The sequence below is a fragment of the Couchioplanes caeruleus genome (assembly GCF_023499255.1).
GTDB classification, from domain to species: Bacteria; Actinomycetota; Actinomycetes; order Mycobacteriales; family Micromonosporaceae; genus Actinoplanes; species Actinoplanes caeruleus_A.
This window is the reverse complement of record NZ_CP092183.1, coordinates 2347012-2371721: the sequence shown is the minus strand read 5'-3', so window position 1 is coordinate 2371721 and position 24710 is coordinate 2347012. Positions and strand designations below refer to the sequence as shown.

The 24710-nt window shown below is 73.4% G+C and carries 23 protein-coding genes; 15 read left to right on the top strand and 8 right to left on the bottom strand.

Annotated features, from left to right (window positions below):
- Positions 1-260 precede the first annotated feature (260 nt).
- The 4 genes from COUCH_RS11145 to COUCH_RS11130 all read left to right on the top strand — a co-directional run bounded on the left by COUCH_RS11145 (position 261) and on the right by COUCH_RS11130 (position 2669).
- Positions 261-692 carry an SsgA family sporulation/cell division regulator gene (locus COUCH_RS11145; protein ID WP_014446635.1) on the top strand — a complete coding sequence of 144 codons (432 nt, stop codon included), beginning with the start codon at positions 261-263 and terminating at the stop codon, positions 690-692.
- A 185-nt stretch (positions 693-877) separates the two neighbouring features.
- Positions 878-1810 carry a helix-turn-helix transcriptional regulator gene (locus COUCH_RS11140; RefSeq protein WP_249611996.1) on the top strand — a complete coding sequence of 311 codons (933 nt, stop codon included), beginning with the start codon at positions 878-880 and terminating at the stop codon, positions 1808-1810.
- A gap of 125 nt (positions 1811-1935) precedes the next feature.
- The gene (locus COUCH_RS11135) at positions 1936-2391 is read left to right on the top strand and encodes an RrF2 family transcriptional regulator (RefSeq protein WP_199511408.1); all 456 of its coding nucleotides are present in this window, start codon (positions 1936-1938) and stop codon (positions 2389-2391) included.
- A gap of 92 nt (positions 2392-2483) precedes the next feature.
- Positions 2484-2669 (top strand): DUF4236 domain-containing protein, encoded by a 186-nt coding sequence (locus tag COUCH_RS11130; RefSeq protein WP_067503503.1) that lies wholly within the window; start codon positions 2484-2486, stop codon positions 2667-2669.
- A 15-nt stretch (positions 2670-2684) separates the two neighbouring features.
- Here the strand turns inward: COUCH_RS11130 and COUCH_RS11125 are convergent, their stop codons facing one another.
- The gene (locus COUCH_RS11125) at positions 2685-3581 is read right to left on the bottom strand and encodes a hypothetical protein (RefSeq protein WP_249611995.1); all 897 of its coding nucleotides are present in this window, start codon (positions 3579-3581) and stop codon (positions 2685-2687) included.
- Between the two features lie 86 nt (positions 3582-3667).
- Between COUCH_RS11125 and COUCH_RS11120 the strand changes: the two genes are divergently transcribed.
- From COUCH_RS11120 to COUCH_RS11105, 4 genes are all read left to right on the top strand, one after another.
- Positions 3668-5437 carry a fibronectin type III domain-containing protein gene (locus COUCH_RS11120; protein WP_249611994.1) on the top strand — a complete coding sequence of 590 codons (1770 nt, stop codon included), beginning with the start codon at positions 3668-3670 and terminating at the stop codon, positions 5435-5437.
- A 106-nt stretch (positions 5438-5543) separates the two neighbouring features.
- On the top strand, positions 5544-7127 hold the full coding sequence (locus COUCH_RS11115) for a GGDEF domain-containing protein (RefSeq protein ID WP_249611993.1): 1584 nt from the start codon (positions 5544-5546) through the stop codon (positions 7125-7127).
- A gap of 27 nt (positions 7128-7154) precedes the next feature.
- On the top strand, positions 7155-7949 hold the full coding sequence (locus COUCH_RS11110) for an alpha/beta fold hydrolase (RefSeq protein WP_249611992.1): 795 nt from the start codon (positions 7155-7157) through the stop codon (positions 7947-7949).
- Positions 7950-8154: 205 nt separating this feature from the next.
- The gene (locus COUCH_RS11105; protein ID WP_249611991.1) at positions 8155-9522 is read left to right on the top strand and encodes a hypothetical protein; all 1368 of its coding nucleotides are present in this window, start codon (positions 8155-8157) and stop codon (positions 9520-9522) included.
- Here COUCH_RS11105 and COUCH_RS11100 read toward each other — a convergent pair whose 3' ends face one another.
- The 4 genes from COUCH_RS11100 to COUCH_RS11085 are packed head-to-tail and all read right to left on the bottom strand — an operon-like array spanning position 9523 to position 13842.
- Entirely contained in the window at positions 9523-10305 is a 783-nt protein-coding gene (locus COUCH_RS11100; protein WP_249611990.1) for an endonuclease/exonuclease/phosphatase family protein, read from the bottom strand. It lies immediately after the preceding gene.
- A complete protein-coding gene (locus tag COUCH_RS11095) occupies positions 10295-11893 on the bottom strand; it encodes a phosphatase PAP2 family protein (RefSeq protein ID WP_249611989.1) in 1599 nt (532 codons plus the stop codon). Before COUCH_RS11095 ends, COUCH_RS11100 begins: the two co-directional genes overlap by 11 nt.
- A 39-nt stretch (positions 11894-11932) precedes the next feature.
- Complete coding sequence (locus COUCH_RS11090; protein WP_249611988.1) at positions 11933-12925, bottom strand: YihY/virulence factor BrkB family protein; 993 nt, start codon at positions 12923-12925, stop codon at positions 11933-11935.
- Positions 12922-13842: a diacylglycerol/lipid kinase family protein gene (locus COUCH_RS11085; RefSeq protein ID WP_249613664.1), complete on the bottom strand. Its 921-nt coding sequence runs from the start codon at positions 13840-13842 to the stop codon at positions 12922-12924. The genes COUCH_RS11090 and COUCH_RS11085 overlap by 4 nt, the downstream gene beginning before the upstream one ends.
- A gap of 149 nt (positions 13843-13991) precedes the next feature.
- Between COUCH_RS11085 and COUCH_RS11080 the strand changes: the two genes are divergently transcribed.
- The 4 genes from COUCH_RS11080 to COUCH_RS11065 are packed head-to-tail and all read left to right on the top strand — an operon-like array spanning position 13992 to position 16693.
- Entirely contained in the window at positions 13992-14804 is an 813-nt protein-coding gene (locus tag COUCH_RS11080) for a YndJ family protein (protein ID WP_249611987.1), read from the top strand.
- A 22-nt stretch (positions 14805-14826) separates the two neighbouring features.
- Positions 14827-15333 (top strand): DUF1990 family protein, encoded by a 507-nt coding sequence (locus COUCH_RS11075; RefSeq protein WP_249611986.1) that lies wholly within the window; start codon positions 14827-14829, stop codon positions 15331-15333.
- Positions 15330-16106 carry an MBL fold metallo-hydrolase gene (locus tag COUCH_RS11070; protein WP_249611985.1) on the top strand — a complete coding sequence of 259 codons (777 nt, stop codon included), beginning with the start codon at positions 15330-15332 and terminating at the stop codon, positions 16104-16106. Before COUCH_RS11075 ends, COUCH_RS11070 begins: the two co-directional genes overlap by 4 nt.
- Positions 16103-16693 (top strand): DedA family protein, encoded by a 591-nt coding sequence (locus COUCH_RS11065; RefSeq protein WP_249611984.1) that lies wholly within the window; start codon positions 16103-16105, stop codon positions 16691-16693. Before COUCH_RS11070 ends, COUCH_RS11065 begins: the two co-directional genes overlap by 4 nt.
- 17 nt (positions 16694-16710) lie before the next feature.
- Here the strand turns inward: COUCH_RS11065 and COUCH_RS11060 are convergent, their stop codons facing one another.
- A complete protein-coding gene (locus tag COUCH_RS11060; protein WP_249611983.1) occupies positions 16711-17388 on the bottom strand; it encodes a DUF4240 domain-containing protein in 678 nt (225 codons plus the stop codon).
- A 56-nt stretch (positions 17389-17444) separates the two neighbouring features.
- Positions 17445-18371: a serine hydrolase gene (locus COUCH_RS11055; protein ID WP_249611982.1), complete on the bottom strand. Its 927-nt coding sequence runs from the start codon at positions 18369-18371 to the stop codon at positions 17445-17447.
- Positions 18372-18472: 101 nt separating this feature from the next.
- Between COUCH_RS11055 and COUCH_RS11050 the strand changes: the two genes are divergently transcribed.
- From COUCH_RS11050 to bla, 3 genes are all read left to right on the top strand, one after another.
- Entirely contained in the window at positions 18473-19360 is an 888-nt protein-coding gene (locus COUCH_RS11050; protein WP_249611981.1) for a hypothetical protein, read from the top strand.
- A 147-nt stretch (positions 19361-19507) separates the two neighbouring features.
- The gene (locus tag COUCH_RS11045) at positions 19508-22555 is read left to right on the top strand and encodes a glycosyl hydrolase (RefSeq protein ID WP_249611980.1); all 3048 of its coding nucleotides are present in this window, start codon (positions 19508-19510) and stop codon (positions 22553-22555) included.
- Between the two features lie 83 nt (positions 22556-22638).
- Positions 22639-23514: a class A beta-lactamase gene (gene bla, locus COUCH_RS11040; RefSeq protein WP_249611979.1), complete on the top strand. Its 876-nt coding sequence runs from the start codon at positions 22639-22641 to the stop codon at positions 23512-23514.
- A gap of 6 nt (positions 23515-23520) precedes the next feature.
- On the opposite strand, the gene COUCH_RS11035 is transcribed toward bla, so the two are convergent.
- On the bottom strand, positions 23521-24693 hold the full coding sequence (locus COUCH_RS11035; RefSeq protein ID WP_249611978.1) for a cytochrome P450: 1173 nt from the start codon (positions 24691-24693) through the stop codon (positions 23521-23523).
- Positions 24694-24710: the final 17 nt, after the last annotated feature.

Here is a 24710-nt window from a genome sequence, read left to right as displayed (position 1 = left end):
CCGCTCCCCCGTCACTACCCGGGAGGAATGGACGTTACCGGAGTGAGTCAACTGCTGGACCACCCGACGCCGGGCGGAACCGAGTACTTGGGCAGAACAGGACAAGATACCGTTTTACGGCTCGTCCGGAGAGCTTATCGGAACCGTCTTCCCACTACTGGGTGAGATCAGCGTATGGCGGAGCGTAATGACAGGGATCACCTGAGTATGGGAAACGCGGGGTTCACCAGCCTCGCAGCGGTGCCGGGGGGAGTTCGTCCATGAGTACCATTCGTCCAACGACCGTCGAGGTCGAAACCTCGCTGCGGCTCGTAGCGCCTGACGCCACGGCCCTGCCCGTGCGTGCCAGCCTGCGGTACGACCCAGCCGACCCGTACGCGGTGCACGTGTTGTTCCACGCAGAATCAGCCGGTGGGGAAGCCGTGAGCTGGTCCTTCGCGCGGGAACTCCTCGTGACCGGGCTCGATGAGCCCGCAGGGATCGGAGACGTCCGGGTGTGGCCGTGGGCCACGCCACGGGGGGACTTCGTCGCCCTGGCGTTGTCGTCACCCGACGGCAACGCGCTGTTCGAAGTACCACGCAGCGTTCTGGTCCGGTTCCTGCGGCGCACCTATGTGGTGGTTCCGCGGGGCCGGGAGTCCGATCATCTGGACGTGGACGCGGCGGTCAACCGGCTGCTGGCCGGTCGATAGCGACAACGCGCAATTCCGGGGCGACCCGTGCGGACACTGCCGGTCCGCGCGGGTCGCTTTTTGCGTACGCAATAGACGTCTTTTTTGTCCGTTTCCATGCTCGATTTCCCGACTGTCTGCCGGATATCCGCCGACCACACGGCTCCCACGTGCATCGCTGGTCACGGGCGGATACGGTCGCCTCGATGGTCGCCTCCGGACGAACCCGCGCGCGGTCCGCGCCCGCCCCGCTCTGGGCCGGGGTGGGCACGTTCACGCTGTCCGAGACCGATCTCGCCGCCGGCGATCCGGCGCCGCGGCGGCTGCCCTACCACCTGCTCGCGCTGACCACTGCCGGTCACGGCACGGTGGAGATCGATTTTGCCGCCCACGCGTGCCGTCCGGGCACCCTCCTCTGGGTACGCCCGGGGCAGGCGCTCCGCTTCGGCGCCGAACCCGGGCTGGACGCCACCCTGATCACGTGGAACCGCGACGTGCTGTCGGCGGCGGAGATCACCGGCGTACCCGTCGACGACCTGCCCGGCCCGGCCCGCTGGCAGTTGGCGGGCGAGGACGAGGACGCGGTGATCACGGAGGTCGCGCAGCTCGGTGTCGACTGCGCGCGGCACACGTCGGGCCCGGTCGCCGCGGGACTGCTGCGGCACCAGCTCGCCGTCGTCCTGCTGCGCATCGCCCTGCTCACCGGCGACGGGGACGCGGCCGGGGCGTCGACCTCCGAGGCCCGCACCTTCGCCCGCTTCCGCCGCGACCTGGAGGCCGGCCACCCCCGCAGCCGCCGCGTCGAGGACTACGCAGCCCGGATCGGCTGCTCGGTCCGCACGCTCACCCGGGCCAGCCTGGCGATCACCGGGCGTACGGCGAAACAGGTCGTCGACGACCGCGTGGCGCTGGAGGCCCGCCGGCTGCTGGCGTGCACCGACCTGTCGGTGGCGGAGATCGGGCGGCGGCTGGGCTTCGGGGAGCCGACGAACTTCGGGCGCTTCTTCCACCGGGAGGTGGGGTCGAGCCCGGGGGCGTTCCGGGCCGAGCTCGGGGTGCGGGCGGCCACGCCGGGCGAGGCCGACGCCGGGGCCGAGCTGGGCCGCCGGGTGCCGGCGCAGCGCAGCGCAGCTGACTGAGACGCCACGGTGGCGGTCACGAACGAGTGAACCGTTCGTCACGCGCTGACGCTGGGTGATGCCCGAATTCCCGTAATTCCTGGGGTGGAGGAGGGGCACGCGCACGGAAGGGGCATGATGGGCGGGTGCAGATCTCCGCGCGCGGCGATTACGCGGTACGGGCGGCGCTGAGCCTTGCCCAGACGTACCCGGCCCTGATGTCCGCCCAGGCCATCGCCCAGGACCAGAACATGCCGAGGAAGTTTCTCGAGGCGGTCCTGGCCGATCTGCGCCGTGCCGGGGTGGTGCGGGCGCAACGCGGCGCCGAGGGCGGCTACACGCTGTCACAATCGCCACGCGACGTGACGATCGGTCAGATCCTGCGGGCGGTCGACGGCCCGCTCGCCGGGGTGCGCGGCCTGCGGCCGGAGGAGACCCAGTACACGGGCGCGGCGGAGAACCTGCCGAACCTGTGGGTCGCCGTACGCGCCGCGGTGCGTGAGGTGGTCGACGAGGTGAGCCTCGCGGAGCTGATCAGCGGCCGGATGCCGGCGCACGTCCGCAAGCTCACGACCCGCCCGGACGCCTGGCAGCCCCGCTGAGCCGAGCGGCACGCCGCCGCCGGGGCGAGTTTCGGAAGATCGGCCATCGGGAATCTCCGGGACACCTGACGATTCCACGGAAGGACTCCCCGATGGGTATCCAATACCGCAGCCGCAAGAAGTTCGGCCCGCTCATCCTGAACTTCACGCAGCGGGGCCTGTCGTCCTGGACCATCAAGATCGGCCGCTGGTCCTGGAACTCCAAGGCGAAGGCGCACCGCGTCGACCTGCCCGGCCCGCTGTCGTGGAAGCAGGACAAGTCCAGCTCCCGCTCCTGACCGTCGCCGGGATCCTCACGCCGGGGCGATGACCACGTCCCCGCCGAGACGTCCCTGTTCCGGACGCCGGGTCACCGCCCCGGCGTCCAGGAGCGTGTGCAGCACCCGCGTCGCATCCGCCGCCCGGTACACCGTCTCGGTCAGCGCATACGTCCGGAGCTCCGTGACCGTCGCCTCGCCGACCTCCGTGAGCCGGGCGAGCAGCTCACGCCGCAGCGGGCCCGGGTGCGGCGTGAGGGAGATGTCGAGAAGGTGCCGTTCCGGGTCGCCGGGGTCGCGGTAGCGCACGCCCGCATACTCGTCGACCGCCCAGAGCAGGTCCTTGAACGCCTCGAGGCTCTTGCCGAGCGTCGTCGCGTACATCAGGATCTCGCCGGGGTCGTCCGATGCGGCCAGTTCGACCGCCGCCGCGAGCGGGAAGCCCGCTTCCCGCAGCGCCGTGCGCATCGCCGGCACCGGTGCCGACGGCGGCAGCACGATCAGGGCCTCCGCCGGTTTCCCGGTGGCCAGGGCCTCGAGGACGGTCGCGCCGGGCGGTTCGCCCGCATCGAGAAAACCGAGCAACGGTACGCGCGCAGCACCGGCCGCCCGCAGTGCGACGCCGAGCCGTTCGGGCGTGCTGCCGGGGACGGTGTGGACGGTGAGCCCCGCCCCGGCGGGCAGCGCCTTGAGCCGGGCGTCCACGTCGGTGAGGTCGGCGCCGACCGCCACCATCGTCAGCTCCCGGCCTCTGACCAGGTCGGACTGTTCGGTGAAGACCCGGGCGGCCGCCTCGGCGAGCGCGGCCGTGGTGTCGGCGTACCCGTGGGCGTAGGTGGCGCGGCGGGCCCGGTGCAGGGCCGCCGGTGCCCAGGCCTCGAGGTGGCGGACGAGGATCTCGCGTTTGACGTCGGCGACGCTGTCGGCGCTCATATCCGAGTTGTACCGTGTCGCGGGGCACAACAGGTACGCGCCACAGGACTTGTACCTACCGTCGCCGAGCAGACACTATGGGCCACGTGCCTCCTCCGCTCGCCGAACTGACCGCCCAGGCGCAGACGTTGACGGCCGAGGGCGACCTCGCCGGCGCCCGGGCCGTCCTCGCCGGCGCGCTGGATCCCGCCGAGATCGACCCGCATCGCGCCTCCCCCGACCTCGCCCTCGCCGCCGCGCTGCAGGCCCGCATCCTCATCGCGCTGGGCGACGCCCACGCGGCCCGCACCTGGGCGGGTTTCGCGCACGCGGCCGAGGAGCGGCTGCACGGGCCCCGCGACGAGCGGACGATCGCGGCCGCCGCCACCCACGCCGCGGTGCTGCACCGGGTCGGCAATCACGGCCGGGCCGCGCAGCTGTACCACGACCTGGTCGGGGAGCTGACCGCCGTCGAAGGGCCGCTGTCGCCCCGGGTGCTGGCCGCGGAGGCGGACCTGGCAACCGCCGAGCACGCGGCCGGCTACTGCACCGCCGCTCGCGCCCGCCTCGCCGACGCGTGGGCGCGGTACCGGGAGGCGTACGGCGACGCGTCCGCCCCGGGCATCAAGATGCTGGCCCGGCTCGGCGCGATGGAACGCGAATGCGCCCGCACCACCGAGGGCAACGAGCACCTGGCGCTGGCGCAGGAGCTGTGCGCCCGGCACCTGCCCGCCGACCACTCGCTGGCCCAGCAGGTGGCCCGCCTCGCCGGCGCACCGCCGACCGGGCGGCACGTCTGCGGCCGGGTGCAACGCTCGACCGGTCCGGTGCCCGCTCCGGCACCCGGCCCGGCGGAGCAGGCGCCGGGCGCGCCACCGGCCCCGCCGATCTTCCGCTCCGCCCAGGGCGGGCCGGCGCCGGACATCAGCCGGATGCCGGCGACGATCCCGGGAGTGCACCCGGTGCTGCCGGAGCCTGCCGTCCCGGGGGAACCCACCGGCCGCCATGCCGTTCCGGAACCGCCGATCCCCCTCCCCCTCACCTCCCCGGCCGCGCCGCCGCCCGGTCCCGGGACGCCCGCGGCGAGCGAGGAGGCCGGCACCCCGCCCTCGCAGTGGCCGGCGCACGGGCACGTCGCCCAGGCGCTGGCCGCGGTCCACGACCAGGCCGTGCCACCCGGCCCGGATCCGGCCGTCCGGCCGGTGGACGCCACCGCCCAGCCCGCTGACCCCGTCGTCGCGCCGCTCGGGCCGTACCCGCCGGATTCGTTCCCCCCGGCCGCTTCGGCTCCCGGGGCGTACCCGCCCGGTCCGCGGCTGCCCGTGGACCGGGCGAGCGCGAAGGTCGCCGACCGGTTGCCCGTACCGGTGGAAAGGCCGGGCGAGTCGGCCAACCGGCAGCCGTTCATCCTGGCGACGGTGCTGGTCGCCGGGGTCGCGGCCGCGGCCGCGATCGTGGCGGTGACCCTGCCGCGTGGCGACGATGCCGGGCCGTCCACCGCCGCGCCGCCGGTCGGCGCGGCGGCCACCACGGCACCCGCCACGAGCGCGCCCGCCGCCGCCCCGCCGTCGGGTGCGGCGACCCCGGCGCCGTCCGGGACGGTGAATCCGATCGCGCCGGTCGACGTACGGCTGCGGGACCGCCGGGACAGCGTGGCGCTGACCTGGCGCTATCCGAAGGGCTCCGAGGGGCCGGTGCTGATCTCCGGCGGCCGGGCCGGGCAGGAGCAGCGGGCCTTCCAGCAGCTGCCCGCGGGGACCACCGACTACGTCGTGTACGGCCTCAACGAACAGAACAACTACTGCTTCTCCGTCGCCGTCGTCTACACCGTCGACAAGGTCGCCGCGAGCCGGCCGATCTGCACCGACCGCCGATGACGCGGCAACCGATCTGCACCCGGCCGACACCTCAGTACTGACTGCCGCCGTCCGATCGGAGAGGGATGCCGAGGACCTCACCCGAGGACCCGGGGAAGGCGGTCCTGTGACGACGGAGGCGGCACCCGCGACGGTCGTGGTCGCGGACGAGCGCGCCCAGCTCGAGGCCACCCTGGTGGAGCTCGAGGCGCGCCCGCAGTCGAGGTACCGGTCGACCGCCGTGCCCGCGGCGACCGTCGAGCGGCGGGCCGAAGCCCTGGGCCTCGAGGAGCTCGCGATGCGGGCCCGGCTGGTGCGCGCCCACGTGCTGGTCCGGGAGGGCCGGTCCGAGCGGGGCGGCCGCTGGGCGCATCAGGTTCTCGCCTGGGCCCAGGAGCGCGAACACCCTTTCCTGCTGGCGCGTTCGCACCGGGTGCTGTCGATCTTCTACCGGCAGGTCGGCGACCTGGCCGAGGGGCTCACCCACGCGGTGCAGTGCTACTCGCACCTGACCGACGACGAGCCGCTGAGCATCCGCGCCCGGCATCTCATGACGCTGGCGGTGGCGCTGGACGAGAGCGGGTCGATCGCGGAGGGCGACCGCCGGTTCCGGGAGGCGCTGGCCATCTCCACCGAGGTCGGCGACGTCGAGCTGAGCCTGAACATCCTCAACAACATGGCGTACACGGCGTTCGAGAACGACGACGAGGCCGGCGCCCGGGCCCTGGTCGCGCAGATGCGGGAGGTGCAGACGCGCAGCCCGCGCACCTTCAGCGCGATGGAGCTGGACACCATCGCCCGGATCGAGATGATGGGCGGGCGCTACGACGCCGTCGAGGAGACGCTGCACGTCATGCTCGACGACGGCCAGTCGAAGGTCGAGGCCAACGAGGGTGACACGCCGGCCGTGTGCCTGCTCACCCTCGCGGAGGCACGCCGGCTGGACGGCCGCCCGGAGGCGGCGCAGCAGGCACTCGACCGGGCGGTCGTGATGGCCGAGGAGCGCGGCCTGGATCGGGTACGCGCCCAGGCCCGCGAGGAGCAGGCCGCGCTGTACGCCGCCACGGGCAGGTTCGAGCAGGCGTACGAGGAGCACCGCGCGTTCCACAGGGCGACGACGGCGTTGCACTCGGCGCAGCGCGAGGCGCGGGCAAGGGCGCTGCAGGCGGTGTTCGAGGCGACCGAGGCGCGCCGGACCAGCGAGCACTTCCGGGAGATGGCCCACCGCGACGCGCTGACCGGCCTCTACAACCGGCGGTACGTCAACGAGCGGCTGCCCGCGCTGCTGGGTGAGGCGGTGGTACGGCGTACGCCGATGTCGCTGGCGATCCTGGACCTGGACCACTTCAAGCGGATCAACGACACGCTGTCGCACAGCACCGGCGACACGGTGCTGCAGCACGTCGCCGAGCTGCTGCTGGAGGCGGCGACCGGGCCGATGATCGCCGCGCGGATGGGCGGCGAGGAGTTCCTGCTGATCATGCCGGGGATGGGCCTGGAGGAGGCGGCCGAGCGCTGCGAGCGGCTGCGGCTGCGGATCCGCGCGTACAACTGGGGGCCGATCACCGGCACGCTGCCGGTGACCACCAGCATCGGCGTGACCACCTCCGACGACGGCCGGGGCACCCCGTCGTCGGTGCTGTCGCTGGCGGACCGCAACCTGTACGTGGCCAAGCGCGAGGGCCGGGACAGGGTCGTCCGGGACGTCTGAGACGTCCCTGGGCGGGTACCAGGAGGCATGCTCCGTCTGGCTCTCTCCGCTCCCCGCCCGTACCGGGGCTGGGTCAGCCGCTGGTCGACCGTGGCCGGCATCCGTACCCACGAGCGGGTCCGGGCCCGGCCGGTGGACGCCCTGCCCGTGGTGATGCTGCACGGGCTGGCGGTGTCGCACCGCTACCTGATGCCCACCGCCGACGCCCTGGCCGACCGGCACCCCGTGCTCGTGCCCGACCTGCCGGGCTTCGGGCTGAGCGGCAGGCCGGGGCGCGCGTACGACGTCGAGGAGCACGCCGCGTTCGTCTCGGCGTGGCTGGACGCGCACGGGCTGGACCGCGTGGCCGTGCTGGGGCACTCGTTCGGCGCCGAGGTCGCCGCCGCGCTCGCCCGCCGGCGTCCGGATGCGGTGGCCGCGCTGGTGCTGGCCAGCCCGACGGCCGACCCGGCGGCGCGCAGCCGGCGCGGGCTGGTCGGCCGGTGGTTCGCCGACCTGCCGGGAGAGGTCAAGCGGCAGGCCGTGATCCTGGTCCGGGACGTGTACGACGCGCGCCCGTGGCGGGTCTGGTCGACGATCGGGCATTCCGTCCACAACCGCGTGGAGGACGACCTGCGCCGGATCTCCGCGCCGACGCTCGTGCTGGGCGGCGACCGGGACACGGTCGCACCGCTGCCGTGGCGTACCCGGGTCGCCCAGCTCACCGGCGGCGTCTCGGTGACGCTTCCGGGGGCGGCACACAACGCGCTGACCACGGCCGGGCCGGCCGCCGCGGACGCGATCGCCACGCACCTGGCGATGCCGGCGAGTGCACCGCGCTGAAACGGGTACCCGGGCCCGCATGCGCATCGGAAACACTGAGGTCCGCTTCTTCGGCGGCCTGCCCGGCTGCCTCATGATGCTCGTCGTGTCGGTCGTGCTGTCGGTCCTGCTGACCGTGCTGGTCAACGCGCTGCTCTAGCTTCATGTGACCCAGGACACACTGCCGTCGGCGTCCCGTCGCGCGGAGGGCGTCGTCTTACCCGGCGTGACAGCGATTCAGCGCTCCCAGGCGCGCGCCGGCGCCGGTGCGGGCCGCATCATCGGCATCGAGCTGCGCCGATCCACCGCCCTCGGCGTGGCCGCGGCGCTGGTCGTCCTGGGCGTCGCTTTCATGTACGGGATCCCCGGCAGCGAGGGCTGGACCGGGCGCTGGACCCAGCTGGCCGCGGTGCAGCGCGCGTCGCTCAACTTCCTGTGGCCGCTCGCCCTGGCCCTCGGCGCCTGGCAGGCCGGACGCGACCGGCGCAGCGACGTGGGCGAGCTCTTCGCCGGCACTCCCCGGCCACCGTGGCACCGCACCGCCGCAACCGCCGCCGCCCTGGCACTCGCCGTGACTGCCGCCTCGCTGCTCACCACCGCCGCCGCGCTGCCTCCGGTGCTGAGCGGTCCGGCGTACTTCGACCCGAGCGCCCTGGCCGTCCTCGGCGTCGGCCCGCTGTCGCTGATCGCGGCCGTCTGGCTCGGCATGGCGGCCGGGCGGTTCGTGCCGTCGCGGCTGACCCCGCCCGGCGTGGCCGTCGCCGGGCTGCTCGTCATGGTGTTCTGCGCCCCCGCTGCCGTGCGCAGCGACGCACTCGCCCCGCTGACCCTGCTCGCGGTGCCGGCGCTGCAGCAGGCCTCCGACTTCGCGGGTGTGCCGGGTTCGGTGAGCGCCGCACAGGCGATCTGGATGGTCGCGCTGGCCACGTCCGCGCTTCTGCTGCTGGGGGCGCGGGAGCGGCGTACGCGGGTGCTCGCCACGGTGCCGGCGCTGCTGGGCCTGATCGCCGGGGCCGCGCTGGTGCCGTCGGGCTTCGTCATGGCGCCGTACGTCACGGATGCCCGCGCCACCCGGTTCGTCTGCGCCGACGGCATGCCGCGGGTCTGCGTGCGGCGGGCGCACGCCGCGTTGCTGCCGGAGGTGGCCGGGCCGGCCCGCGACGCGCTGCGGGCGCTCGGCCGGCTGCCCGGCACGCCGACCGAGGTGCGGGAGGGCATCGACTACGCCGGCAGCCCGTACAACCACGACCGTCCCGACCCGGCCGTGGCCACGTTCTACACCTCGGTGGCGTACTTCGACGCGGGCGGCCTGCCCGCTGAGATCGTGGCCGCCGGGCTGGCCGCCGGCTGCCCCTCCGGGGTGTCCGAGTACGACGAGCCCCCGGACGCCGCGGCGAAGACCGTGGCCGCGTTCTGGCTGCTGGGCCGGCAGCCACCGGCCGACGGCGCCGACGCGCGGCTGGTGGGCGAGACCTGGCAGGCCCTCATGGCGCTCCCCGAGCGCGAGCAGCGGCGGCGGGTGGAGGCCCTGCACGCCGCGGCGCAACGCTGCTCCCCCGGGCTGTTGAAGGTTCTGGCCGGCACCGAGCGGTGATCAGACGTCCAGCTCGACCCGCAGCGGGTAGTGGTCGGACGCCCATTCGGCCTCGTCGCCACGGACGACGCGGGCGTTGCGCGCGCGGGCCGCGAGCTCGGGGCGCGCGAGCAGGTAGTCCAGGCGCATGCCGGCGTTGGAGAACTCGTGTCCACCGCCGCGCGTGGTGGGCACGGTGAGGCCGTCCCCGGTCCCGGCCGAGCGCCACAGGTCGACGAAGCCCGCCGCGGCGAAGGCCGCGATCGCCCGCGTGTCCGGCCTGCCGTCCGCGCCGAGGTGGCGGCGGCGGTAGAGCTCCGGCAGCCGGGCGAGCCGCTCGGAGTGGGCGGTGTGCGGGTCCAGCGAGTTCAGGTCGCCGGTGATGACGGTGAGCGGGCCGCGGTGGCGGTGGGCCAGCCAGCGGGCCTCGCGCAGCCGCCGGTACGGCCGGAACGGGTTGAGGTGCGTGCTGACCACCGTGAGCGGGCCCACGGCGGTGGGCATGGTGACGGCCGCGGCGGCGTGGTGCAGGCGCCAGCGCACGGCCGACCGGCCCGCGATCGTCAGCGGCGGCCGGACCAGCACCGCGACGGGCTGGCCGAAGACGGACGGCGCAAGGGCCGCGACCATGCCGAGCGCGTCGGCGACCTCGCGCATGCGCCGCCCGTCGTGCCGCTGGAAGTCCCGCAGCTCCTGCAGCGCGACGACGTCGGGGCGTTCCCGGGTCAGCAGCGCCACGATCCCGTCGAGCCGGCCGCCGCTGCCGCCGGTCCTGATGTTCCAGGTCAGCAGGCTAAGCGTCACGGCCGGCGTCCGCCCTCAGTCGCTCGCCGTCCGCCTCGGGCCGGACCGCGTCGTTCGTGACGGCATCCCCCGCGACGGCCGCGTCCGACCGGCTGGGATCCCGGGTGACGGCATCCCGCGCGACGGCCGGGCCGGGCCGGCTCGCATCCCGCGCGACGGTCGCGTTGGGGCGGATCGAGAAGTACAGGACCGTGAGCCAGCCCGCGGTCAGCAGCGCCGCGCCCAGCATGTCGCTCGGGTGGTGCATGCCCCGGTACATCCGTGACACCGCCACGCCCAGCGGCATGACGACCGCGAGCACCACGAAGATCCACCGCCACCAGTACGCCCGCAGCCGCGGGACGAGCAGCACCGCGATGGCCACGTACAGGCACATGGTCGCGGCGATGTGCCCGGACGGGAACGAGGACGTGGGCAGCTTGCCGTCGAGGTGCTCGACGGGCGGGCGGGGGCGGCCCACGGCGGCGGCCGTGCACAGGAAGAGGGTGAGCTCGCCGAACATCGCCAGCACCACGTACAGGACCATCCGCCACTGCCGCCAGATCGCGAGCACGACCGGGCAGAACACCAGCGAGACGATGAGGATGGCGTGGGTGTCGCCGGCCTTGCTCCAGGCGTAGCTGACGTCGTCCCAGGTGGGGGTGCGGAACGTCTGCAGCCAGCGCGGCACGCCGTCGTCGGCGTGCTGGATCCAGGTGCCCGCGGTGTGGTTGGTCAGCGCCCAGCCCAGCACGTACAGCACGCCGAACACGAGCACCCAGCCGACGACGATCTCCATCGCGCCGGTCCAGGGGTGCGGCAGCAGGCGCTCCGCGGGGTCGCCGGGCCGCACGTCGGCCGCGGCCTCCGGCTCCAGGCCGTCCTCGATCGGCGCGGCCGGGCGGCCGGTCTCGCGGCGCCAGAGGCGGAAGGCGTACGCGGTGACGCCCAGCCACGCCGCGCCGAGCAGCCAGCCGGCGAGCACGTCCGACGCGTAGTGCACGCCCAGCGCGATGCGGGTCAGCCCGATCGCCGCGACGATCACCGCGATCACGGTGATGAACCACTTGCGGTGACGCGCCGAGACGGCCGGGAGGAAGACGAGCAGCAGGGCCCCGTACACGATCATCGAACCGAGGGCGTGCCCGCTCGGGAAGCTGTTGCCCGGCGCGTGGGTGACCGGGACGTCGACGACCGGGCGCACCCGGGCGACCAGCGCCTTGAGCGACGGGTCCAGCAGCAGCGCCCCCACGCCGGTGACCACGAGGTACGCCCCGAGCCGGAACCGCCGCCGGATGATCAGCGCCACCACGGCGATGGTGACCAGCCACAGCATGATCGGCCGGCCGCCGAGGCGGGCGACGGCCTCCAGCGCCTTGACCACCGGCGGGTGCGGGGACACGAGCCGGTTGAGGCCCTCGGCGACGCCGCTGTCGACGCGTTCGAGGGGTCCCCAGTGGAAGCGGACGAGCAGCAGCAGGACGCCGAAGCCCAGGCCCAGCGCCACCACCGCGAGCAGGCCGAGGATGCTGCGCTCGGCGAAGTGCGTCAGCGGTTTCCAGCGCACCGGCTCGGCGGTGGCCGGCCTCTCCTGCTGCTCGGTGACCATGTCTGGAGCTCCTGGGGTCGCGGGGCGGGTGCGCCGCTTTTACCCCGTCCGCTGTTTCGCCACACCGGCCCCGTCGGAGCCCGGCTCCCAGCGGTCCTGCAGCGCCGGCCGGGTGACGCCGACCCGCTGCGCCTCCAGCTGGGCGGCGAAGGCCAGGCCGAGGAAGAGCGCGATGCCGGTGAGGTTGGCCCACAGCAGCAGCGCCATCATCGCGGTGAGCGGACCGTACGTGGCCCCGAAGCCGTCGCTGATCAGCACGTACCCGGCGAGCAGCAGGCTGGCCACCCACCACAGCACGGTCGACAGGGCGGCGCCGAAGAGCAGCCAGGTCAGGCCGGGCTGGCGCCGCCGCGGCGAGTGCCGGAACAGCAGGCCGACCGCGAAGACGATCAGCGCGAGGCTCAGCGGCCACCGGACGATGTCCCAGGCGCGGTGGACGCCCTCACCCCAGCCGGATTGTCGGGCGATCGAGTTGCCGGTGGCATGACCGGCCACGAGCAGCAGGAAGCCGAAGAGCGCGGGCAGCCCGGCGACGACCGCGAGCACGGCCGCCCGCGTGTACTTGGCGAGGGCGCTGCGGTCGCGCTCGACGCCGTAGATGCGGTTGGCGCCGCGCTCGATCTGCGCCATCGCGGTGGTCAGCGCCACGAGGCCGGTGAGCAGGCCCAGCGCCAGGGCGAGCTCGCCGGCGTCCTCGGTGCGCTCGTCGTCCTGCAGCAGGTCGCGGACCAGCGGCTCGCTGGCGCCCGGGGTCAGCGCGAGGACCGTGTCGGCGACGACCTGGCCGCCCTCCTCGACGCCGAGGTCGGTGGCGAGGCCGGACAGCGCGATCATGAACGGCACGATCGCGAGGCAGAGCTGCAGGGCGAGCGCGCGGGAGTGGCTGAAGCCGTCGCCGTACCGGAACCGGACGAAGGCGTCGCGCAGCAGATGCCATCGGCCGTAGTGGCGCAGCGCGAGGAACGCGTCGTCCGCCGAGAGCTCATCGCCCGGCATCATCTTGGTCTCGGGTACCGGCGAGGTGCTGCTCACTTCGCGTCCTCGGCCGCGGCGCGCACCTCCTCGGCAGCCCTTTCGGCGGCGCTGCTGTCGTACGCGAGGTCGGGGTCGCTGTCGGGCTGCGGCACGCACAGCAGCAGCGCGCGGTGGCGCACCCCGATCGTCATGCTCTTGCCCGGATCGATGAGGTCTCCGTCGAGTTGCCGCGGCTGCGGGCGGTTGCTGCGGATCTCGACACGCTCGGCCGTGTACGTCTCCATCCGCGGCACCCGGTCGCGGCGGCGCATGACCGCCCAGCCGAGGGCCGCCCAGTGGGCGAGGTTGTTGGGGCTCAGGATCGCGACGTCCAGCTTGCCGTCGGCCGGGTCGGCCTCACTGAGCAGCCGTACGCCGCCCTGCAGCCGGCCGACGTTGCCGACGATGACCGTGCGAACCCGGCGCCGCAGCGGGGGCTTGCCGTCGAGCGAGATGCGCACGGGCATCGGCCGGTCACGCAGGTGCTTGAGGGCGCCGCCCACGTACGCGACCCAGCCGATGTGCTTCTTCGCGGTCTCGGACGTGCCCTCGAGCATCTGCGCGTCGAAGCCCATGCCGGCCATCACGGCGAAGCATTGGTTGCCTACCATGCCGACGTCGATGCGGCGGCGGCCGCCGTCGAGGGCGACCTGCACCCCGACCGCCGGGTCGGCGCTGAGCCCGAGGTTCGCCGCGAGCAGGTTGCCGGTGCCCGCGGGCAGCACGGCGAGGGCGACGTCCGTGCCGGCGAGGGCGCCGACGACGGCCATGACCGTGCCGTCGCCGCCGGAGACGAACACCAGCTCGGCCCCGTCCCCGATCGCCTTCTCGGCCTGGCCCTTGCCCGAGTCCTCGGGGGTGGTCTCCAGCCACATCGGCTCGGGCCAGCCGGCCCGGGCCAGCCCTTCGCCGATGGTGCGACGGAGCAGGTCCATGTCGGCGACCTTGACGGGGTTCACGACGACAGCTGAGCGGGGTCCGGTCACGGCGACAGTGTGCCGGACGAGCCGCGCGTCGGCGACCCGGGCACGGACGGGTTACAGTGGGAGCCGGAGTTGAACATGTTCAAATGGGTGGAGGAGCCATGCGCGTGCTGATCAACCTGCTCGTCGCGGTGGGCATGCTCGTCGTCGTGCCGGCCGGCCTGCGGCTGCTCGCCGACCCCGCCGCCGCCGTGGCCCGCCGGGTCTGGCCCGTCGGTGCGGCGGCCGGCGCGCTCAGCCTGTGGCTGCCGCGCGGGACGGTCGCCACGGGGCTCGCCACGGTCTACGCGATCGCGGCCGCCGTGCTGTGCGCGTACGCGATGAGCAGACCGGCCCGCCCCCGCCGCGAGTGGCCCGCCGAGGCCGCGGTGCTGACCGCCCTGGCCGGCCCGGCGATCGCGGCGAGCGCGCTGGTCGCCGAGCGCAGCGGCTACCACCTGTTCGGCTTCGACCTGGGCGTGCTCGCGCTGACCGTGGCGCACTTCCACTTCGCCGGGTTCGCCGCCGCACTGATCGCGGGCCTGCTCACCCGGGCCGTGCCGGGCCGCCCGGCCGACGTGGCGGCGCTGACCGTGCCCGCCGGCACGCTGCTCGTCCTGCTCGGCTACTTCACCGCCGAGTGGGTGGAGCTGGCCGGCGCGCTCGTGCTGACCGCCGGCATGTGGACCGTCGGCTGGCTGACCTGGCGCTACGCCCGCACCACGGTCACCGACCGGCTCACCACCGTCCTGCTCGCCGGCTCGGCGCTGGTGCTGGCCGCATCGATGGTGCTCGCGGTCAGCTGGGCGCTCGGCGAGGCGACCGGCCTGCCGCACCCGTCGCTGGCGTGGATGGCCGCGACCCACGGTGTGGCGAACGCCCTCGGATTCGCCCTCTGCGGCATGGTCGGCTGGCGCCGCGCCGGGGCATTGTGAGAACACAGGGAAGGAATCATCGATGACGGGCTACACGTACGCCGAGGTCGGCGCGACGCGGCACGACCCGCTGCCGCCCGGATACCGGCACCTGCACTACCGCACCTACCTGGGTCGGGGCGTCTTCGACTGCGCGGCGGAGGCCATCCTGACGTTCCGGATGCACCGCGGCACCGGCGCGCGGATCACCAGCGACGCACCGCGCGCCGCTCCGGGCGTACGGGTCCGGGTCGGCCTGGGCCCGGTGACCGTGCCGTGCGAGGTCGTCTGGGCCGCCGAGGACCCGGACCGGGCCGGTTTCGGGTACGGCACCCTCCCCGGCCACCAGGCCACCGGCGAGGAGGCGTTCATGGTGGAACGCGACGCCGACGGCGGGGTGTGGTTCTCGGTCACCGCGTTCAGCCGGCCGGCGCGACCGCTGATGCGGCTGGGCGGTCCGGTCGCGGTCCTCGCTCAGCACCTGTACGCGCGGCTGTGCGCCCGAGCCCTGCGCCGGCTGTGTGCCCGGTCCCGTACGGTGGACCAGTGAGCGACACGAGCGTCACGTGGTGGGGGCACAGCACCATGTGGCTGACCGACTCCGGCGTCTCGCTGCTCACCGACCCGCTGCTCACCGACCGGCTGGCCCACCTGCGCCGGATGGCCGGCCCCACTCCCGTGCTGCCCGGCGCGCCCGACGCGGTGCTGCTGTCGCACCTGCACGCCGACCACTTCCACCTGCCGTCGCTCAAGGCGCTGCCCGGCGAGCCGCTGTTCGTGGTCCCGCGCGGCGCCGCCGAGTTCGTGGCGAAGGGCCTGGGCCGGTCGTACGGCGACCGCTGCGTCGAGCTGGTGCCCGGCGAGGAGACCAGGATCGGCGACGTGACGGTCCGGGCGGTGCCGGCCACCCACGACGGCGGCCGGGGCCCGTGGTCGCGGCTGCGCGCGGTGGCCATGGGCTTCGTCGTCGAGGGCACCACCCGCACCTGGTACGGCGGTGACACCGGCCTGTTCGACGCGATGGCCGAGCTGGGCCCGCTCGACCTCGCGCTGATCCCGGTCGGCGGCTGGGGCCCCACCCTGCACTCGCACGGCCACCTGGACGCGGAGGGCGGCGCCGAGGCGCTGCGCCGGGTCAAGGCCTCCTGGGCGGTGCCGGTGCACTACGGCACGTTCTGGCCGGTCGGCATGGCCCGGCTGCGGCCGCACATGTTCGCCGAACCGGGCACCGAGTTCGCCCGCCGCGCCGCCATGGCCGCGCCGGACGCCGAGGTCCGGGTCCTGGCGCACGGCGAGACCCTGACGATCGAGCCGGCCGCGTGATCTCCGAACTCGGGGCCCTGGCCTGGCTCTTCACCGTCGTGGCGTTCGGCGCGATCGTCCCGGTCGTCCCGACCGGCGCCGCGGTCAGCGGCGCGGCGGCCCTGGCCTTCCACGACCACCCGCTGCTCATCGTCCTGGTCATCGCGGCGGGCGCGGCGGGCGCCTACGTGGGAGACCTCGTCATGTACGCGATGTGCCGGGCCGGCGGCGAGCAACTCGCCCGCCGGCTGCGCTGGCTGCGCGACGAGGAACACCTGGGGGCGGTGAAGGAACGGCTGCAGCACAGCCAGATCCCGGTCCTGCTGGTCTCCCGGCTACTGCCGGGCGGCCGGGTGCCGGTCCTGCTCGCGGCGGCCTTCCTCGGGCTGAGCTGGCGCACCTTCGTGGTGGCCAACCTCCCGGCCTGCGCGTTGTGGTCGGCGGTGTACGCGGCCATCGGGGTGGTGGGCGGGTCGATCTTCCCCGAGTCGTGGGAGGGCGTGATCGCGGCGGTGGTGCTGGTCGTGATCGTCACGCAGGTGGTGAGCATGGTGAACAAGCGCCGGGCGGCCCGGTCCGAGGCCCGCGACGCCGCCGAGCCGGCCTAGGTGTGCTGTCCTGCCGCTCAGTCCGGCGGCAGCGGAGGACGGCCCAGCCCATCGTCAGGCAGGCGTTTCGCCAGGCGAGGCAGGGCTCGTCGAACCGCTCCGGGATCGGTCAGCCTCCGCCCGCTGGGCGACTCGTCCGGCTCGAGGACGGGGAACGTGTCATCGTCGCCGTGGCGTCTGAAGTGGACGAGCCCGGCCGCCGCGCCGAAGAACTCACCGCCCGCGTCGCAGGCCTCGGACAGGTCTTCGACATCGGCCAGGTTGTCGGGGTTCTCGGCGACGCGCGAGTAGGTCTCGCGGCCCAGCGTGATGACCCAGGACCGCCAGTCCGTGAACACGTCGTCGGAGACGCCACCGCACATCATTTCCGCTGCGTCCCCGTGCCGCCAGGTGTACAGCCGGGCACTCGCGCGGATGAGCTCTCGCTGGAACTCGCGGAGTGTCCGGTCCTGGGCGTCGGCGAACCAGGACTCGAGGAGCTCCGCCATGTCGTACGGATCGCCGCCGCCCCGGACGCGAGCAGTCTCGACGATCCGCCAGAAGGCAGCCTCGTCCACGCGGCTCGGGATCTCCGGCACCGAGGCGGCGGCGGAACGGGCCGGCCCGGGAACGGGCTGACCAGTGTGCTCCACGTTCTGCACACAGGCGGAAAGCATCAGCACCAGGACGCCGGAGGCGATGACACGAAACGGCACGGCCGCACCTTACCCGGCAAAGCGGACCAAAAGCCCACTGCAGGGGCCGGGTCGGCTCAGTACTTGAGGTACTGCCTCGTCATCTTGGCGACCTTCTCGACCAGCTTGATGCCCGCCGGCATCGACTGGTTGTTGTGCGACAGCACCGCGATCGACACGTCCGTGTCGTCCGAGGTGACCCGGCCGATCGTGTTGATGGCCCAGAGGCCACCGTCCGACGTCCGGGTGTCCCAGCCGTTCTTCACCGTGGCCGTCTCCCCCGCCCTGGCGACCGCCGGGATGCCCCAGTCCTGCTCGTCGTCGACCGTGCTCATCAGCGTGAACGCCGTCTTGCGCGACTGCGCGTTGAGCGGGCCGTCCTTGTCGACCAGCGCCGACAGCAGCTTCATCTGGTCGTTGACCGTCGTCTTCGTCAGGCCCCAGGCGGTGTTGACGACCGTACGGGTCAGCCCGAGGCGCGTATTGCACCTGGTCACCGCGCTGCGCCCGCCGAGATGCTGGAAGAGTGAGGTCGTCGCGTTGTTGTCGCTGAGCCGGATCATCGGCTTCGCCAGGCTCATCTCGCCGGACGTGGGCTTGCGGCCGGCGTCCTGGGCCTGCAGCAGCATGCACGCGAGGATCTGCGCCTTCACGATGCTGGCGGTGTCGTACCGCTCCTTGCCGCGGTACGAGTAGCGCTGGCCGGTCTTCCTGTCGAGGACCGCGACCGAGAACTCGGGGGCGGAGGCGGCGTACTTCTTCAGCGCCGCGTCGAGTTTGCGGGCCCGGGCGGCGCGCTCGGCCGCCGCGAGCTCCTCCGGGCTGGGGCCCGTCGGGGTCGGGGACGCGGCCGGCTTCGGGTCGTCGCCGAACGTGAGCGAGCTGGGCAGGAGGCCGCCTCCACCACCGCCGCTGTCGTCCTTCATGCCGAAGCCGATGAGGGCGCCACCGCCCACGATGACCACCGCCGCCAATGCGAAGATCAGAAGCCGGGTACGTCGCACCCATGCATAGTGCCGTGCTTCGCCCGTGATCCCAAACCCTTCCACGCTGGGCATGATCACCAGTACGGTTCGTGATGGCTTTCGGTGGGCACAATGAACCCATGGCTCTGCTGCCCTCGCCCGCCTCCCTTGTCGAGTTCACCCGCTCCGCGATCGGTCAGGTGGCCGGGACAGCGGCGACCGTGGCGACCGTGCCGTTCCGGCTGCTGGGGCTGCTCGGCCAGACCGAACTCATGGTCGGCCGGATCACCGTGCTGGCCGAGCGCGCCGAGGCGCTGATCGACCGGGTCGAGCGGGCGGTCGGCTCCGCGGAGGGCCTGATCGGCCGGGTCGACGGCGCCGTGGGCGGCGCGGAGACGCTGATGGGGCGGGTCGACGGCACCGCGACCGCGGCGGGCGCGCTCGTGGCCCGGGCCGGCGGCACGGTGGGCGACGCGGAGGTGCTGGTCGCGCGCACCGCGGGAACGGTGGCGGACGCGGAGACGCTGGTCGCCCGGGTGGACGTGACCGCCGGGCAGGCCGCGGACAGCGTGCGCGAGGTCAAGGTCATCCTGGCCGCGGCGGCGCTCGCGGTGGAGGGCGCCGCGGCGATCGTGGAGGAGGCCGGCGCGATCACCGGCGCGGCCGCCGGGGTGGTCGAGCAGGCGAGCGGCACGTCGGCCGAGGCGATGGAGCTGCTCGAGGGGTACGCGCCGACGCTGCGCCGCGCGGCCCCGCTGGCGGCGCGGTTCGTGCAGGAGCTGACGCCCGAGGAGGTCACCGCCGCGATCAAGATGATCGACGAGCTGCCGCGGCTGCGCGAGCACCTGACCGGGGACGTGCTGCCGCTGCTGAGCAAGCTCGACCAGGTCGGGCCGGACCTGCACAAGCTGCTGGAGGTCACGAACGACCTGCACCTGGCGATCGCCGGGCTGCCGGGGCTGAAGCTGTTCCGCCGCCGCGGCGAGGAGCGGGTCGCCGAGGAGAACCTGCCCGACGCGCGGCAATAAGCCTGACCTGGGCCTATTCACGAATGTAAACATTGACGAAACATGGTGTGACGGTTAGCCTCACCGGACCGTGAGAGCGCTCTCACGGGTCGCGGTTCCCCGCCGCGGCTCAGGCGACCCCCGAGTCCCCACCGGAGGCACCGCACCATGACACCCCCGCTCCCCCGCCGTCGCCGGCGCCGCCTCGCCGGCCTGGCCACCGCCACCCTCGTCGCCCTCGCCGGCGGCATCCTCGCCGTCACCGCCGGAGGCTCCGCCGACGCCGCCACCATCGGCGCCGGCAGCTACACCGAGTCCCTCCCGGCCGGGGCCAAGCTGCCCAGCGGCTGCGGCTCGATGTCGACCAACCCGCGGCAGTACCTGACCGCGAACGCGCCCGCCGGCCCGGTGCCCACCAACGACTGGTGGTCGTCGCTGCTGTTCAAGAAGGGCGACGACTGCAACTTCTCCCAGCCCCTGTTCGCCGGGCCGGCCGCGTACCGGCCGGTGGCGAGCGGGCTCGGGCTGTCGTACCAGACCGACCCCGCGATCAGCGGCAGCGGCACCGGCCTGGGCGAATTCCACTACCCGTACGCGCAGCACGTCGTCGTCGGCGTGGCCGGGCTCAACGCGTCGCAGGCGCTCGTCGACGGGTGGAGCGACTGGACCGTCACCCCGTCCTGGAGCGACGGCGCGCGCACGATGAAGGCGACGATCGGCCACGGCCTGCCGATGTCGTACTACCAGATCACCGGCGGTGACGCGCTGCTGACGATCACCGGGCCGCCGACCGCGTGGCAGAACAGCGGCAACCGGATCGGCTTCTCGATCGGCGGCCACGACTTCGTCGCGTACGGGCCGGCCGGCTCGACGTGGACGGTCAGCGGCAGCACGATCCGCTCCTCGCTCGCCGGCAAGGGCTACTTCTCCGTGGCCGTCCTGCCGACCCTGTCGAGCGCGAGCACGGCCGACAAGGTCACCCTCGCCGACACCTTCGGCCAGTACGCGCACAACCACGTCACCGGCACCCGGCTCGCGTACACGTACAACCAGGCGGCGGGCACGGTGAACACGACGTACTCGTTCACCACCACCGCGCGGGAGGGCAGCGGGTCGGGCACGGTCATCGCGCTCTACCCGCACCAGTGGCGCTACCTCACCGGCGCCAGCCCGCTGTCCCGCACGTACGTGTCGCCCCGCGGGGCCATGAAGATCGTCACGGGTACGTCGTTCAGCACCTCGATGAAGTACACGGGCGTGCTGCCGGAGATCCCCGCGGTCGCCGACTCCAGTGGCGCGGACCTCACCCAGATCACGACGTTCCTCAACAACGAGCTCACCAACCCGGCGGACTTCCGCGGCGACGACACGTACTGGACGGGCAAGGGCCTCGGGCGGGCCGCCCGGATCGCGGAGATCGCCGACCAGCTGAACCTCACGTCCGTACGGGACTCGGCGCTCACCGTCATCCGGACCCGGCTCACCGACTGGTTCACCGCCTCCTCCGGCAAGACGTCGCGGCTGTTCTACTACGACAAGAACTGGGGCACGCTGATCGGCTACCCCGCGTCGTACGCCTCGGACGAGGACCTGAACGACCACCACTTCCACTACGGCTACTTCGTGGCGGCCGCGGCGACCCTGGCGAAGTTCGACCCGGCGTGGGCCGCCACCGGCCGGTACGGCGGCATGGTCGACCTGCTCATCCCCGACGCCAACAACTACGACCGCAGCGACACGCGGTTCCCGTACCTGCGCGACTTCGACATCTACGAGGGCCATGACTGGGCCTCCGGGCACGGGGCGTTCGGGGCGGGCAACAACCAGGAGTCCTCGTCGGAGGGCCAGAACTTCGCCAACGCGCTCATCCAGTGGGGTCAGGCCACCGGCAACTCCGCGGTCCGCGACGCCGGCATCTGGCTGCACACCACGCAGGCGGCGGCGATCAACGAGTACTGGTTCGACGTGCGCAACGAGAACTTCCCGTCGACCTGGGGGCACAACTACAGCGCGATCGTGTGGGGCTCCGGTGGCGCGTACGCGACCTGGTTCTCCGGCGAGCACGCGATGGTGGTCGGCATCAACATGCTGCCGATGACCGGCGGCCAGCTCTACCTCGGCGACTACCCGCAGTCCGTCCGCGACACGTACGCCGAACTGGTCCGCAACAACGGCGGCGAGCCGACCGTCTGGCGCGACATGCTCTGGCAGTACCTGGCCCTGGGCGACCCCGACGCCGCCCTGGCGAAGTTCCGCGCTAACAGCTCGTACACGTCCGAGGAGGGCGAGAGCAAGGCGCACACCTTCCACTGGATCCGCAACCTCGCCGCGCTCGGCCAGGTGGACACCGGCGTGACGGCGAACCACCCGCTCGCCAAGGTGTTCGCCAAGAACGGCGCCAAGACGTACGTCGCGTCGAACATCACCAACGCCGCCCTCACCGTGACGTTCTCGGACGGCCGTATGGTCAACGTCCCGGCCGGCAAGACCGTGGCGACCGGGGCTGTCTCGTGGAGCGGCGGCAACGCGACCGGCGGCGGTGTCGGCACGACCCCGCCGACCACCCCGCCGACGACTCCGCCGACGACTCCGCCCGCCTGCACGACCGGCCCGCTGCTCTCCCAGGGCAAGCCGGCCACCTCGTCCAGCGTCGAGGCCGGCTACCCGGCGAACCTCGCCGTCGACGGGGACACCGCCACCCGCTGGTCCAGCGCCTTCGCCGACCCGCAGTGGCTGCAGGTCGACCTCGGCTCCGCCCAGGCGCTCGGGCGGGTGGAACTGAACTGGGAGGCCGCGTACGGCAAGACGTACCAGATCCAGACCAGCACGAACGGCACCACCTGGACCACGGCGGCCACGGTGACCGACGGCGCGGCGGGTGTCCGTACCGTCGCGGTTTCGGGCACTGCCCGGTACGTGCGGGTGAACGGGACCGAACGCGGCACGCCTTACGGCTACTCGCTGTGGGAGTTCAAGGTGTACGGCGCCTGCACCGGCACCACGCAGCCGCCCGCCACGACCCCGCCGACGACCAGCCCGACCACTCCGCCGCCCACCACCACCGCACCCAGCGGCACGGCGTGGGCACCGGGGACGGCGTACGCGGTCGGCGCGGTCGTCACCTACAACGGCGTGCGGTACCGCTGCCTGCAGGCGCACACGTCGCTCGCGGGCTGGGAACCGCCGAACGTGCCCGCGCTCTGGGCCACGGCCTGACAGTTCCGCCGACGGCGGCCCTCCGTACCCGGGGGGCCGCCGTTTCACATGCACTTGACGGACAAACCGGCAGGGTCGGGCCCATGGCATCTCTCACCCGGCGAACGCTGATCACCGGTGGCGCCTCGGCCGCCGCCCTGCTGCTTCTCCCGGGCGCCGCGAACGCCACCTCCGGACTGTCCGAGCTGGAACGCGAGTACGCGGCGCGGATCGGCGCGTACGCCCTCGACACCGGCAACGGCCGGGTCGTGCGGCACCGCGCGGACGAACTCTTCCCGCTGCTGTCCACGTTCAAGGTGTTCGCCTCGGCGGCGGTGCTCGACCGGGCCCGGCACTGCGAGCCCGGCCTGATGGACCGGGTCATCCACTACACCGCCGGCGACCTCGTCTCCTACTCGCCGATCACCGAGCAGCACGTCGAGGACGGCATGACCGTCGCCGAGCTGTGCCGGGCGGCGATCACCTACAGCGACAACACCGCGGGCAACCTGATCCTCGACCGCATCGGCGGGCCCGACGGGGTCACCCGCTACGTCCGCGGCCTCGGCGACCGGGTCACCCGCCTGGACCGGTACGAGACCGACCTCAACCTCTGGTCGCTCGCCGAGGTCCGCGACACCACCACGCCGGAAGCCGCGGGACGGGATCTGCGGGCGCTCACCCTCGGCTGCGCGCTGCACCCCGGGGACCGGGCGCAGCTGGTCGCCTGGTTGCGCGCCAACACCACCGGTGGCCGGCGCATCCGCGCCGGCCTGCCCGCGGACTGGACGATCGGGGACAAGACCGGGTCGGGTGACGCGTACGGTCCGGCGAACGACCTGGCGCTCGTCCAGCCGCCGACCGGCGCGCCGCTGGTCATGGCCGTCTACACCACCAGGCCGGCGGCGGACGCCACATACGAGAACGCGTTGATCGCGGAGACGGCGACCGTCCTCGCGCGCTCGCTCGGACGGCTCTGACCGGGCTCACCGGACGGCCAGGCGCATCTTCGTCAGCTCGTACGAGGCGATCTCGGCGCGGATGCCGACCATCGGCGGAGTGACCATCCGCAGGCCCGGCTCCGCGAAGAGCTTGCGCAGGAAGATGTCGGTCTCCTGGATCGCGATGTACGCCCCCGGGCAGCGGTGCGGGCCGTCGCCGAAGGACAGCCCGGCATCGGCCACGCCGTCGGCCAGCGGCCGGGCCGGGCAGACCTGACCGGCGTCGGCGCCGACCGCGCCGGGGTCCATGTTGGCGGCCGCCACGCCGATGTCGATGCGGGCGCCGGCCGGGATGACGGCGCCCGGCACGGGGAGGTCGGCGGTGGCGCGGCGGGCCAGGTTGGCCACGACCGGCTCCAGGCGCAGGATCTCGTGCAGGATGGCGACCCGCTGCTTCTCGTCGCCGTCGGCGTACGCGGCCCGCAGCTCGTCGTCGGTGAACAGGTGCCAGGCGACCAGCGTGATGAACTCGCGGGTCGTCACCATGCCGGCCGCGGCGAAGGTGACGCACTCGCCGAGGATCTCGCCGTTGCTGCAGCCCTCGCCCAGCAGGTGCGAGATCAGGTCGTCGCGGCGTTCCCGGCGGCGCGCCCGGATCGCCGGGCGCACGTCCAGCCAGTAGAACAGCGCCATGTTGGCGTTGGACCGCACCTCTTTCCAGAGCGCCACCAGCCGGTTGGCCGCGGCCTTCTCCTCGAAGAAGCGGTCGAGCCGGCGGGCCATGCCCCGGCCGCTCTCGGTGAGGCCGATGACCTCGCCCGCGACCGCGACGGCCAGCGCGAAGGACAACTGCGACAGGTCCGCCTCTCCCCGCCGCCGCAGCACCGCGCACTGCTCGTCGGCGAGACGCTCCATCAGGGACCGGTACGCGGTGTCGACGCGCCGCGGCGTGAAGTACTTCGCCGTCTGCCGCCGGTGCTCGCGATGCTCCGGCCCGTCCCGGTACAGCACGGGCATGCGCATCCGGCCCTCGAGTTTCGTGGCGTTCTCGGCGCCGAAGCCGGCCTGGCGGGTCTCGGTGCTGCGCAGCATGGCCCGCGCGGTGGCGAAGTCCTGCACGTGCCAGACACCGTCGGCGTCGGCCTGGACGGGGCATCCGGGGGCGAGCTCGCCACGCGCGATCTTGCGGTGCGACTCGACGGGGGTCTCAGCGGGCATCACGCCATTCTTCTCGC